The organism is Nocardioides sp. WG-D5 (genome assembly GCF_054031175.1).
On sequence record NZ_CM132928.1, the window covers coordinates 3,823,179 to 3,834,873 of the forward strand.

The 11,695-nt window shown below is 71.6% G+C and carries 11 protein-coding genes; 4 read left to right on the forward strand and 7 right to left on the reverse strand.

What is annotated here, in order from left to right; genetic code table 11:
• Window positions 1-48: 48 nt before the first annotated feature.
• Genes ACWZJV_RS18595 through ACWZJV_RS18615 form a run of 5 tightly spaced genes read right to left on the reverse strand, consistent with a single transcriptional unit; the run spans window position 49 to window position 6,278 of the window.
• Window positions 49-1,176 (reverse strand): LLM class flavin-dependent oxidoreductase, encoded by a 1,128-nt coding sequence (locus tag ACWZJV_RS18595; RefSeq protein WP_457177751.1) that lies wholly within the window; start codon window positions 1,174-1,176, stop codon window positions 49-51.
• On the reverse strand, window positions 1,173-2,243 hold the full coding sequence (locus tag ACWZJV_RS18600) for an LLM class flavin-dependent oxidoreductase (protein WP_457177753.1): 1,071 nt from the start codon (window positions 2,241-2,243) through the stop codon (window positions 1,173-1,175). Before ACWZJV_RS18600 ends, ACWZJV_RS18595 begins: the two co-directional genes overlap by 4 nt.
• On the reverse strand, window positions 2,240-3,607 hold the full coding sequence (locus tag ACWZJV_RS18605) for an NtaA/DmoA family FMN-dependent monooxygenase (RefSeq protein ID WP_457177755.1): 1,368 nt from the start codon (window positions 3,605-3,607) through the stop codon (window positions 2,240-2,242). Before ACWZJV_RS18605 ends, ACWZJV_RS18600 begins: the two co-directional genes overlap by 4 nt.
• A complete protein-coding gene (locus ACWZJV_RS18610) occupies window positions 3,604-4,830 on the reverse strand; it encodes an LLM class flavin-dependent oxidoreductase (protein WP_457177757.1) in 1,227 nt (408 codons plus the stop codon). The genes ACWZJV_RS18605 and ACWZJV_RS18610 overlap by 4 nt, the downstream gene beginning before the upstream one ends.
• Window positions 4,831-4,856: 26 nt before the next feature.
• Window positions 4,857-6,278, reverse strand: a complete 1,422-nt coding sequence (locus ACWZJV_RS18615) for an MFS transporter (RefSeq protein ID WP_457177759.1) — start codon at window positions 6,276-6,278, stop codon at window positions 4,857-4,859.
• 118 nt (window positions 6,279-6,396) lie between these two features.
• Here ACWZJV_RS18615 and ACWZJV_RS18620 point away from each other — a divergent pair, with 118 nt between their 5' ends.
• Window positions 6,397-7,221 carry a helix-turn-helix transcriptional regulator gene (locus ACWZJV_RS18620; protein WP_196875533.1) on the forward strand — a complete coding sequence of 275 codons (825 nt, stop codon included), beginning with the start codon at window positions 6,397-6,399 and terminating at the stop codon, window positions 7,219-7,221.
• On the opposite strand, the gene ACWZJV_RS18625 is transcribed toward ACWZJV_RS18620, so the two are convergent.
• On the reverse strand, window positions 7,218-8,015 hold the full coding sequence (locus tag ACWZJV_RS18625) for an AraC family transcriptional regulator (protein WP_457177761.1): 798 nt from the start codon (window positions 8,013-8,015) through the stop codon (window positions 7,218-7,220). The two genes, ACWZJV_RS18620 and ACWZJV_RS18625, sit on opposite strands and share 4 nt — an antisense overlap.
• Before the next feature lie 63 nt (window positions 8,016-8,078).
• On the opposite strand from ACWZJV_RS18625, the gene ACWZJV_RS18630 reads away from it, so the two are divergent.
• The gene (locus ACWZJV_RS18630) at window positions 8,079-8,534 is read left to right on the forward strand and encodes a DUF3224 domain-containing protein (protein WP_457177763.1); all 456 of its coding nucleotides are present in this window, start codon (window positions 8,079-8,081) and stop codon (window positions 8,532-8,534) included.
• On the opposite strand, the gene ACWZJV_RS18635 is transcribed toward ACWZJV_RS18630, so the two are convergent.
• Window positions 8,519-9,244 carry a winged helix-turn-helix transcriptional regulator gene (locus tag ACWZJV_RS18635; RefSeq protein WP_457177765.1) on the reverse strand — a complete coding sequence of 242 codons (726 nt, stop codon included), beginning with the start codon at window positions 9,242-9,244 and terminating at the stop codon, window positions 8,519-8,521. The two genes, ACWZJV_RS18630 and ACWZJV_RS18635, sit on opposite strands and share 16 nt — an antisense overlap.
• 142 nt (window positions 9,245-9,386) lie before the next feature.
• Between ACWZJV_RS18635 and ACWZJV_RS18640 the strand changes: the two genes are divergently transcribed.
• Together ACWZJV_RS18640 and ACWZJV_RS18645 are read left to right on the forward strand one after the other, a co-directional pair.
• Window positions 9,387-10,235, forward strand: a complete 849-nt coding sequence (locus ACWZJV_RS18640; protein WP_457177767.1) for a class I SAM-dependent methyltransferase — start codon at window positions 9,387-9,389, stop codon at window positions 10,233-10,235.
• 67 nt (window positions 10,236-10,302) lie between these two features.
• Window positions 10,303-11,409 carry a GuaB3 family IMP dehydrogenase-related protein gene (locus ACWZJV_RS18645; RefSeq protein ID WP_008362390.1) on the forward strand — a complete coding sequence of 369 codons (1,107 nt, stop codon included), beginning with the start codon at window positions 10,303-10,305 and terminating at the stop codon, window positions 11,407-11,409.
• Window positions 11,410-11,695 lie beyond the last annotated feature (286 nt).

An 11,695-nucleotide genomic window follows, 5' to 3' on the forward strand; every position in this document is an offset into this window, starting at 1 on the left:
CGCAGCGGGGGTAGCACGGCGGACGTCGTGTCACCCCCGCACCCGACCTCAGTGACCGCGGCGGGCCCACTCCTCGGCGATCAGCTGGTAGGAGCGGACCCGGTCGGCGTGATCGTGGGTGATGGTCGTGATGACCAGCTCATCGGCGTCGACGGCACGCTGGAGGATCTCCAGCTGATCGGCGACCTGCGCCGCGGTGCCGACGAACTGGGTGTCGAGCCGGTCCTGCACGAGCGCCCGGTCCTCCTCGGTCCACTCCCACGCGCGCGCCTCGTCGGGGGTGGGGAACGGGATGGCGCCCTCGGCGGTGCGGATGGAGCGGACCCAGAGACCGTAGCCGGTCGCGAGCTCGCGCGCCTCCTCCTCGGTCTCGGCCACGACCACGTCGGCGGAGACCGCGACGTGGGGTGCGGCGAGGGTGTCGGAAGGCGCGAAGGCGGTGCGGTACGAGTACGCCGCCTCGAGGACGCCGGAGGGGTTGACGTGGTAGTTCGTCGCGAACCGGAGCCCCCGCTTGCCGGCCACCTCGGCGCTCTCGCCGCCGCTGCTGCCCAGCACCCACAGCTCGAGCTCCGCGCCCTCGCCGGGGACGGCCTGCGCCGGGGTTCCGGCGGCGTCGCGGTAGGTGCCGTCGATGAAGGCCAGGATCGTGTCCACCTGCTCGCCGTAGTCGGCCGAGGTCGCCCCGGGCAGCTGGAGGAGCTCCTTTTGCAGCCGGAACCGCGGTGACCCGAGCAGCCCGCTGGGATCGAACTTCGGCGGGACGAGCAGGCCTTCCGGAGTGCGTCCGTCGACCAGGTTCACCCCGATGTCCACCGGGCCCGAGGACCCGGGACGGCCGCCGGAGCGGCCCAGGCCGAGGTCGATCCGGCCGGGGAAGGCGGCGTCGAGCAGCCCGAACTCCTCGATCGTCGACAGCGCCGTCCGGTGTCCCATCAGCACCGCTCCGGACCCGATCCGGATCGTCGAGGTGGCGCTGCCCAGCAGCGCCAGGACGACCGCCGGCGAGGTGCCGGCGACGCCGGGGTTGAGGTGGTGCTCGGCGACCCAGTAGCGGTGGTAGCCGAACGACTCGGTCGCCTGGGCGAGCGCGACGGCGTTGCGCAGAGCGTCCGACCCGGAGGCGCCGGACGACACGGGCACGAGGTCGAGGACGGACAGGGGTGTGTGGCTCATGGAGTCGCTCCGTTCGTGGGGGAGCCCCAGCCCCAGGGCGGGTCGGGGAGGGCGGTACGCAGCGGGGCAGCCACCTCGGAGGCGAAGAGCTCCAGGCTGTCGCGATGCTGCTGCTCGGACAGGCCGCTCGCATCGGCATGGACGTGGACGACCTGGTGGCCGAAGCGCTCGTGGTAGCGGTGGATCTTCTCGATCACCTGCTGCGGCGACCCGACCAGCGCCGAGGAACGCTCGACGAAGTCCTCCAGGGTCGGGAAGACCGGCTCGAGCCCGACGCTCGCCTGGAAGGCGAGCTGGCCCTCGAAGACCGGGCGGTAGGCGGCGTACGCCTCCTGGCTCGTCGGCGCGACGTAGAGGCCCGCCGTCCCGGCGCCGATCGCGATGGTGGCGGGGTCGTGCCCGTAGGCCGCCCAGCGCTCGCGGTAGTGGTCGACGAGCTCGCCGTAGGGCTCGATCGGGTTGGTGACGTTGGCCGAGAACAGCGGGTCGCCGTAGCGGGCGGCGAGGTCGACGGACTCCTTCGAGGTGGCGCTCCCGTGCCAGACCCGCACCGGCTGCTGCAGCGGCCGCGGCCAGACCTCCGCCTCGACCAGCTCGGGCCGGAACCGCGGCGAGGCGGTCACCCGGTCCTCGCGCCACAGCTTCCGGAAGATCTCGTAGGACTCGGCGTTCCGGTCCCACTGGTCCTCCGGCGTCACCTGGAACAGGTCGCGCTGCGCCGAGCCGTTGCCCTTGCCGATGATCAGCTCGAGCCGGCCGTCGGAGAGGTGGTCGAGGGTGGCGTAGTCCTCGTAAGCCCGCACCGGGTCGAGCAGCGCCAGCGTCGTCACCGCGGTGAAGAGCCGGATCCGCTCGGTGCGCGCCGCGAGGTGGGAGAGCACCACCGTCGGGGAGGAGGAGATGAACGGCCGCTCGTGCCGCTCGCCGACCCCGAACCCGTCGAACCCCAGCTCCTCGGCGAGGACGGCGTTGGCGACGACCTCCCGGAACCTCTCGTACGTCGACTTCTGCTGCCCCGTCACCGGATCGGGCCGGTGGACGATGAGCGTGATGGCCAGGAACCTCATCTGGTCGGCTCCCGCAGCCCGAGGTTCTCCCGGAGCGTGGACCCCTCGTAGGCGGTGCGGAAGACGCCGCGCTCCTGGAGCAGCGGCACCACGTGGTCGACGAAGGGCGCCAGGCCGCCGGGGGTGATGTGGGGGACCAGGATGTAGCCGTCGGCCGCGTCGGCCTGGACTAAGTCGTCGATGGTGGACGCGATCGTCTCGGCCGAGCCGATGAAGCTCTGCCGACCGGTGACCTCGACGATGGTCTCGCGGGTGCTCAGCCCCTTCGCGCGCGACACCTCCCGCCAGCGCTCGGCCTGCTCGAGCCGGTCGCCGTGCGAGCGGGCGCTGGCGCGGCCCTTGGCGATCAGGTCGTCGTTCTCGGACGGGTCGACGGTGGGCAGCGGGCCGTCGGGGTCGTGGTCGGAGAGGTCGCGGTTCCAGAGCTGCTCGAGCAGCTTGATCGCGGTCGCGGGCGAGACCTGCTGCAGGCGGATCTCCCGGGCCAGCTCCACGGCCTCGGCGTCGGTGTCGGCGAGCACGAAGGTGGCCGCGGGCAGGATCAGCAGGTCCTCGTGGCGACGCCCGAACCTCTCCAGGCGACCCTTCACGTCGACGTAGAAGCGTTGCCCGTCCTCGAGGTGGCTGTGCCGGGAGAAGATCGCGTCGGCCTTGGCCGCGGCGAAGTCGCGGCCCTCCTCGGAGTCGCCGGCCTGGAAGATCACCGGGCGGCCCTGCGGGCTGCGCGGGACGTTGAACCGGCCGCTGATGTCGAACTGCGAGTCGTGGTGCTCGAACGCGCCGGGCGCCGGCGTCGACAGGAACTCTCCGGAGGCCTTGTCGGCGAGGATCTCGTCGCCCTTCCAGGTGTCCCACAGCCGGGTCGCGGCGTCGAGGAACGTCCTGGCCCGCTCGTAGCGCTCGCCCTGCGGCAGGTAGCCGCCGCGCCGGAAGTTCTCGCCGGTGAACGCGTCCCAGGAGGTGACCACGTTCCACGCGGCGCGGCCGTCGGAGAGGTGGTCGAGGCTGGCGAACTGGCGGGCCACCTCGTAGGGCTCGTTGAAGGTCGAGTTGATCGTGCCGGTCAGCCCGAGGTGCTCCGTGACCGCCGCGAGCGCGGCCAGGATCGTGAACGTGTCCGGCCGGCCGACCACGTCGAGGTCGTAGATCTCCCCGGCCTGCTCCCGCAGCCGTAGCCCCTCGGCGAGGAACATGAAGTCGAACAGCCCGCGCTCGGCGATCTGCGCGAACTCGACGAACGAGTCGAACTCGATGTGGCTGCCCGAGGCCGGGTCGCTCCACACGGTGGTGTTGTTGACGCCGGGGAAGTGCGCGGCGAGATGGATCTGCTTCTTCGGCCTGTCGGTGCGGTGCGGCGTGCTCATGCGGGCGTCCCCTCGGTGGTGGCGTAGCGGCTGGTGGGACGCGGCAGACCGAGCGCGCCCCTGAGGGTCGCGGCGTCGTACGCATCGTGGAAGAGCCCGCGCCGCTGCAGCTCGGGCACGAGCCTCTGGGTGATCTGACGCAGGTCGTCGGGGAGCACCGCCGGCCGCAGCCGGAACCCGCTCAGCCCGGCGGCGTGCCAGGTCGCGAGCAGGTCGGCCAGGCCTTCCGGGGTGCCGGCGAAGACCAGCGCGTCCGACTCGTACGCAGCCCCGGCCGACTCGTTCAGCCGGGCCAGCCGGTCCTGGGCGCCCTGGTCGGTCTCGTCGAGGAGGACGACGACGTCGCCGAAGACATGGACGGTCTGGTCATCGCGCCCGGCGGCCGACTGAGCGGCCCGGATCTCGGCGGTGATCGAGGCGATGTCGGCCGCCGTCCGGGGCGTCACGAACCCGACGTCGGCCGAGGTGCCGACCAGCTCGAAGGGCCGGTCGCGGTGGGCGAGGGCGGCCACGACCGGCTGGCCCTGCGGTGGCCGCGGGGTGATCGAGGGACCCTTCACGTCGAAGTGGAGTCCCTCGAAGTCGATGTAGTGGATCTTGTCGCGGTCGATGAACCGGCCGGTCGCGACGTCGCGGATCTCGGCGTCGTCCTCCCAGGAGTCCCACAGCCGCCGCAGCACCTCGACGTAGTCCGCTGCCTCGGCGAACGTCTCTCGGAGCAGCCCCTCGCCCGCGGGCGAGCGCAGGTCCGCGTACGAGATGTCGGGGAACTCGCGCCGCCCGAACAGCGCCGCGTCGCGCGGCCGTGGCGCCACCTGGACCCGTACGCCGGCCCGGCCCCGGCTCACGTAGTCCAGCGTCGCGATCGCCTTGCTGAGGTGGAACGGCTCGGTGTGGGTGACGACCACGGTCGGCACGATGCCGATGTGCCGGGTCAGCGGGGCGATCCGGGAGGCGACCAGCACCGCGTCGAGCCGCCCGCGCACCCGATCGGTGCGATCGTCGTCCTTGGTGGCGAAGGGCGCGTCGGTCTGGATCGAGAGCGAGTCCTCGATCGTGACGAAGTCCAGCAGGCCGGACTCGGCCTCCCGGACGAGATCAGCCCAGTAGCCGGGTCTCAGGAGATCCCCGGGCCGGGCGTTCGGCTCTCGCCAGGCGGCCGGATGCCACCCGGCGCCGTCGAGAGCCACGGCGAGTCGAAGACGAGGTGTGGGAGCGCTCATGAGTAAAGTCTACTGACTTCATAAACTTAGTGTGGTGAGTTTCGGAGGGTGGACCGACGGACGGGCAGACCGACGGCCACCAGCACCGCGGCGAGGAGGACCAGGACGGCGTTGACCGCGATCGCCAGGTGCAGAGCCCCGAGCGAGGCGACGCCGCCGGCGGCGGTGGCGACGGTGGACATGATCGGGATGCCGAGCGCGATCGCGACCTGCTGGGTCATCATCGCCAGCCCGGTGGCCAGCCCCTGCTCGTGGTCGGGCAGCCCGGAGGTCGCCGCGACCATGAAGCCGACGATCGCGGCGACGTGCCCGATCGCGCCGACGAAGTTCATCAGCCCGACGAACCACAGCCAGCCGACCGAGGGCCCGACCAGGACGAGCACGCCGGTGGTGACCGCCTGGAGGGCCAGGCCGCCCGCGACGGCGGTGCGTACGCCGAAGGTCTCGATGAACCGAGGAGCGAGGGAGCCGCCGAAGATCGCCCCCAGGCCCATCGCGACGAGCATCAGACCGGTCTGCAGCGCGTCGAGGCCGAGGACGTGCTGGAGGTACATCGTCAGCACGAAGACCAGCGACGACTCGAAGGCGAAGGTGGCGAAGCCGGCGATGTTGCCGAAGCCGATCGTGCGCCGGGTGAGGATCTGCAACGGCACCAGCGGGTGCGGGTGGGTGGACTCGGCGCGCCAGAAGGCGACCAGCAGGACCACCGCGACACCGATGGCGGCCAGCCCGATGACGTCGCCGATGCCGGCCTCGCCCAGCCGGGTCGCGCCGTAGACGAGCGCCAGCAGACCGCTGGTCACCAGCACCGCACCCGGGAGGTCGAGCCGCGACCGCTCCCGGTCGGCGGAGTCGCGCAGCACGAACGGCGCCACGGCGACCACCAGCAGCGCGATCGGTACGTTGACCAGGAACGCCCAGCGCCAGGAGAGCAGATCGGTGAGCACGCCACCGAGCACCGCCCCGGCGGTGAAGCCGGTCGACATCACGACGCTGTTCAGGCCCAGGGCGCGCTGCCGCAGCGGCCCCTCGGGGAAGGAGACGGTGAGCAGCGAGAGCGCCGCCGGGGTGACCGCGGCAGTGGCGAGGCCCTGGGCGACCCGGGCGGTGAGCAGCACCTCGGGCGAGGTGGCGACGCCGCCGAGCAGCGAGGCGGCGCCCAGCGCGACCATGCCGATCAGGAAGACCCGACGGCGGCCGACGTAGTCGCCGATCCGGCCGAAGAGCAGCGTGAACCCGGCCGCACACAGGGCGAAGGCGGTCGCGATCCACTGCACGTGGGCCTCGGCGAACCCGAGGCTGTCGCCGACGGTCGGCAGTGCCACGTTGAGGATCGAGAAGTCGACGGTGAGGGTGAACTGGGAGGCGAGCAGCAGCAGGAGCACCAGCAGCTGTCCGCGGGTCATGGCGGCCGCGCGTACGGGCTCGGCCTGGGTAGTCGTGGTCATGACCCCAACGCTGCGCCGGACGGCGTACGCCAGCCAGACACCTGTCCTGACAGTCACCGGCGTGCCTGGCACTGACAGGGACAGGAAGAAATCGCCGCGCGGCCGCACTATAGGAACCATGACGACCGAGCTCGGAGAGTTCCTGCGCAGCCGCCGGGCGGCGATCAGTCCCGAGGAGGCCGGACTGGTGTCCTACGGCGCTCGACGGGTACCCGGCCTGCGGCGCGAGGAGCTGGCGATGCTGGCCGGCGTCTCGCCGACCTACTACACCCGGCTGGAGCGGGCCGACCACCACAACGCCTCCGATGCCGTGATCGACTCGCTCGCCCGGGCGCTGCGGCTGAGCGCCGAGGAGCACGACCACCTGCGTCGCCTGGCGCGCCCCGTCGAGACGGTCTCGGGCGGCCGCGACGTGGAGCCACGCCCGGCCGCGGTGGCGATGCTGATGGACTACCCGGGGCCGGCGCTCATCGTCGACCACGCCAACTACGTGCTCGCCTGGAACGATCTCGGTCACCGTCTCTTCGGTCACGGACTCGACTTCGACGCCCCCTACGCCCGCCGCCCCCACCGCCCGAACCTCATCCGCCGGTTCTTCCTCGAGCCGGACGGGCCGGAGCTCTTCGTCGACCCCGAGGGCACCGGGCTGCAGATGGTCGGCTTCCTGCGCTACTCCTCGGGCCTGCACCCCGACGACCACATCCTCAGCTGCCTGGTCGGCGAGCTCGTCCAGCGCAGCGACCTGTTCGCCGAGCTGTGGGCCGAGCATCCGGTGATGGACTGCGGCTACGGGATCAAGCGGCTGCGGCATCCGGTGGCGGGGCGGATGGACCTGGCGTACGAGGCGATGGTGCTGCCCGAGACCAGCCAGCGGATCGTGCTCTACCGGGCCGAGCCCGGCTCGCCCTCGGCAGCCGCGCTCGAGCAGCTCGCTCGCGGCTAGAGGTCCTTGGCGTACGTCGCCGGGGGAGCGCCGACGACGTCCCGGAAGGTCCGCACCAGGTGGGCCTGGTCGCTGAAGTCCAGCTCCGCGGCGACCGCGGCCCAGTCGACCTCGCCGGAGTGGGCGCGGGCGGCGACCTCGAGCACGCGGAACCGCTGCACGACCCACTTCGGGCTGATCCCGACGTACTCGCTGAACAGGCGCTGCAGCGACCGGAGGCTCAGGCCAGCGTGGTCGGCGAGCTGCTCGGCCCGGGTGATCGAGCGGTCGTCCTCGGCGAGAGCCACCCAGCGGCGTACGTCCTCGGCGACGGGGTCGGTGGGAAGGCCGACCTCCAGCAGGTAGGACTCCATCGCGGCGGCCATCTCCTTCGGATCGGCCGACGACAGGATCCGGTCCGCGGCCGGCCGGTCGTCGACGCCGAGAAGCTCCTCAGCCGGGACGACCTGGTCGGCGATCGAGCTCACCCGGCTGCCGAGCACGGGGCGGAACAGGCCGGGCAGGAACGAGACGCCGAGGGTGTGGCCGCGGCCGGTGAGGTGCCGGACGAACGGGCGCCGGCCGATGCCGTGGACCAGCAGCCGGCCCTCCTCGGCGGCGATGTGGATCCGCGGCTGGGGGATGACCTGCTGGTCGTGCGGGTGCTCGAGGTCCCAGCCGACGTACCAGTGGTAGTCCACGTGACCGGCGATCTCCGCGGACGGCGCGAACCGCTCGGTCGTGATCGTCCGCGCCGCCGTCACCGGCCGCACGATCGCGTCGGGATAGCCCTTGCCCTCCACCTGGCCAGCCATGCCGCCAACGATATGGCGCGTTCCTTCAATCCTGCGCCCCGGTTCCCGCAGCAGGCTGAAGCCATGAACACCTACGGAAACAAGGCAAGCACCACGATGACCGTCGCGCGCTGGATCGAGGCGGCCTACGTCGACATCGACGGCGAGGGCACCCGGATGGGCGACGACGTCTACATCCCCACGCGCGGCCTGACGACCGCCGAGACCGACTACACCTACGCCGGGGAGATCGAGGGCAAGGGGGTCGCGCGGATGATCGGCGCCTATTGCAACCCCGCCGGGGGCGCGGTCTTCGAGGCGTACGAGCAGTTCACCGGCTCCATCGCCGGCCAGGAGGGTTCCTGCGTGTGGCGGATCAGCGGGACGTACGCCGACAAGACCGTCCGCTCCCACCTCACCATCGTCCCCGGCCTCGGCACCGGCGGCCTCGAAGGTCTCGTCGGCGAGGCCGACATGGTCCTCTCCGAGGAGGGCGGCGGCGAGTCGTACGGCTTCGTGCTCTCCTACGACTGGAGCTGACGGCGGGGGCGGGGGACGTGGGCGGCGGAGGACTGGCCGAGCCAGGAGGGGAGGGCGCGGCGTACGTCCTCGGAGGCGGCGATGCTGACCATCTCCGCCCGGAGCGCCATCGGCCAGGCGAGGTCGCCACGCCAGATCTCGGTGAGCGTACGCAGGCTGCAGGTGAGCCGGGCGTCGACCTCGAACCCGGGGTCGAAGTCGCAGACCTCGGCCTGGTCGGCGGCGACCACGAGCCACCAGCGAGCGGCCTTCGGCTCGACGTCGGTGAGGCGGAACTCGACCACGGTGCGCTGCCGCGGCCACACGTCGATCGGGATGGTGCGGCGCATGTCCCAGAAGAGCAGGTGGGGGTCGAGGTCGGCCTGGCCGAGCGAGCCGATCCAGCGCGCTCCCCACTCGTTGAGCGCGGTCACGACGGTGGCGAGCTCCTGGCCGCTGTCGGTGAGGTGGTAGGACGTACGCTGCCCCTCGCCGCGCCGCTGGATGATGCCCGCGCGCTCCAGGGTGCGCAGCCGCTTGGAGAGCAGCGCCGGCGACATCTTCGGCACGCCCCGGCGGAGCTCGTTGAAGTGGGTGCTGCCGAGCAGCAGCTCGCGGACGACGAGCAGCGTCCACCGCTCGTCGAGCACCTCCATGGCCTTCGCCACCGGACAGAACTGGCCGTATCCCGCCACCGGACCGCCTCTCTCGCAGCCCGAGATCCCTGCCATCAGTAGACCGCTGACCTGGACGGGTGGCAAGTACAGATCCAGAACCGTCAGGGGTTCAGATCCGGCACTATCCGCCCGCGATGGCGCCGGGTGACGCTGGAGCCTCCAGATCACATCTCGGGTCGACGTCGTGGAGGACGACATGACCGCAACACCAGTTTCACCCGACCTGAAGGCCAAGCACCGGGCGATGTGGGGGCTCGGGAACTACGCCCGGGTCGCCGACGAGCTCATCCCCGAGCTCGGCCAGGTGCTCGTCGAGGCCTGCGAGATCGGACCCGGCGACCGCGTGCTCGACATCGCTGCCGGTACCGGGAACGCCGCCGTCCCGGCCGCTCTCGCCGGCGCGGACGTGACCGCGAGCGACCTGTCGCCGGAGCTGCTCGAGATCGGGCAGGCGCATGCAGCGCAGATCGCCTCGGGCTCCGCTTCGGCAGAGGAGGCGGGAGCCGGCTCGATCACCTGGCGCGTCGCCGACGCCGAGGCTCTGCCGTTCGACGACGCCGCGTACGACGTCGTCATCTCCTGCGTCGGCATCATGTTCGCGCCGTTCCACGAGAAGGCCGCGGCCGAGCTGGTCCGCGTGGTGCGGCCGGGCGGCCGGATCGGCCTGATCAGCTGGACGCCCGAAGGCTTCATCGGCCAGATGTTCGCGACGATGAAGCCGTTCATGGCGCCGCCGCCCGAAGGTGCTCAGCCGCCTCCTCGGTGGGGCGACGAGACCCACGTACGCGGGCTGCTGGGTGACGCGGTGAGCGACGTCCGGGCCGAGAAGCGGACGGTCGCCATCGACTCGTTCGACACCGGCGCGGAGTTCCGCGACTTCTTCAAGGCCTGCTACGGGCCGACGATCGTCGCCTACCGGGGGATCGCCGAGGACGAGGCCCGGACCGCCGAGCTCGACGCCGCGCTCGCCGAGCTGGGGGACCGCTACCTCGCCGGCGGGACGATGAACTGGGAGTACCTGCTCCTGACCGCCGTACGCAGCTAGCGCCTCGACGGTCCAGGTCGGTGCGTGCTTTCCGATCTCGATCCGGTCACGTGGAACAATCCGTCCTGTGACTGAGATCGAGATCGGCCGGGCCAAGCGAGCACGACGGGCGTACGCCTTCGACGACGTGGCGATCGTGCCGTCCCGCCGCACCCGCGACACCACCGAGGTCAGCACCGACTGGCAGATCGACGCCTACCGCTTCGACATCCCCGTCCTCGCCGCGCCGATGGACTCGGTGATGTCGCCGTCGACCGCGATCGCGATGGGCAAGCTCGGCGGTCTCGGCGTGCTCAACCTCGAGGGCGTGTGGACCCGCTACGACGACCCGCAGCCGCTGCTCGACGAGCTGGCCGAGCTGAGCGGTGTCGACGCGACCCGGCGCCTGCAGGAGATCTACGAGGCTCCCATCCAGGCCGAGCTGATCACCGAGCGGCTGCGCGAGGTGCGCGCCTCGGGCGTCACCGTCGCCGGGGCCCTGTCCCCGCAGCGGACCAAGGAGTACGCCAAGGCAGTCGTCGACGCCGGTGTCGACCTCTTCGTCATCCGCGGCACCACCGTCTCGGCCGAGCACGTCTCCTCGCAGGCCGAGCCGCTCAACCTCAAGGAGTTCATCTACGAGCTCGACGTGCCGGTCATCGTCGGCGGCTGCGCGACCTACCAGGCCGCGCTGCACCTGATGCGCACCGGCGCGGCCGGCGTCCTCGTCGGCTTCGGTGGCGGTGCGGCCCACACCACCCGGACGGTGCTGGGTGTCGCGGTGCCGATGGCCTCGGCCGTCGCCGACGTGGCTGCTGCGCGTCGTGACTACCTCGACGAGTCGGGCGGCCGCTACGTACACGTCATCGCCGACGGCGCCGTCGGCCGCTCCGGCGACATCGCCAAGGCGATCGCCTGCGGCGCCGACGCGGTCATGGTGGGTAGCCCCTTCGCGCGGGCGACCGATGCCCCCGGCAAGGGATTCCACTGGGGCAACGAGGCCCACCACGCCGACCTGCCCCGCGGCGAGCGCGTCGCCTTCCAGCCCGTCGGCACCTTCGAGGAGGTCCTCTACGGCCCCTCCCACGTCGCCGACGGCACCATGAACCTCGTCGGCGCCCTCAAGCGCGCCATGGCCACCACCGGCTACACCGACCTCAAGGAGTTCCAGCGGATCGAGGTCGTCGTCGGCTGACCCGCCGTCGCCGAGAGGTCACATACGCAGGCCGAGAGGTCGCTCCCGCAGGCCGAGACGTCACCCTGGTGACGTCTCGGCCTGTTTGCGTGACGTCTCGACGCTCTCGACGCGCGACAGGGGCCTTTCCCGCCAAAGCTGGAATCTGATCGCGGTCAAACCCTGCCGAGACGTCGCGCCGGTCGTCCGAGAGGTCACGTACGTCGTCCGAGACGTCACGTACGTCGTCCGAGACGTCAGGAGGTGACGCTTCGGCCGACCGGGGTGACGCCTCGGCCGACGCGGC

Bases quoted from the DNA above. Each gene is read 5' to 3' on its own strand.
- ACWZJV_RS18595 (WP_457177751.1), bottom strand. From the start codon at position 1,176: ATGAGCCACACACCCCTGTCCGTCCTCGACCTCGTGCCCGTGTCGTCC.
- ACWZJV_RS18600 (WP_457177753.1), bottom strand. From the start codon at position 2,243: ATGAGGTTCCTGGCCATCACGCTCATCGTCCACCGGCCCGATCCGGTG.
- ACWZJV_RS18605 (WP_457177755.1), bottom strand. From the start codon at position 3,607: ATGAGCACGCCGCACCGCACCGACAGGCCGAAGAAGCAGATCCATCTC.
- ACWZJV_RS18610 (WP_457177757.1), bottom strand. From the start codon at position 4,830: ATGAGCGCTCCCACACCTCGTCTTCGACTCGCCGTGGCTCTCGACGGC.
- ACWZJV_RS18615 (WP_457177759.1), bottom strand. From the start codon at position 6,278: ATGACCACGACTACCCAGGCCGAGCCCGTACGCGCGGCCGCCATGACC.
- ACWZJV_RS18620 (WP_196875533.1), top strand. From the start codon at position 6,397: ATGACGACCGAGCTCGGAGAGTTCCTGCGCAGCCGCCGGGCGGCGATC.
- ACWZJV_RS18625 (WP_457177761.1), bottom strand. From the start codon at position 8,015: ATGGCTGGCCAGGTGGAGGGCAAGGGCTATCCCGACGCGATCGTGCGG.
- ACWZJV_RS18630 (WP_457177763.1), top strand. From the start codon at position 8,079: ATGAACACCTACGGAAACAAGGCAAGCACCACGATGACCGTCGCGCGC.
- ACWZJV_RS18635 (WP_457177765.1), bottom strand. From the start codon at position 9,244: ATGGCAGGGATCTCGGGCTGCGAGAGAGGCGGTCCGGTGGCGGGATAC.
- ACWZJV_RS18640 (WP_457177767.1), top strand. From the start codon at position 9,387: ATGACCGCAACACCAGTTTCACCCGACCTGAAGGCCAAGCACCGGGCG.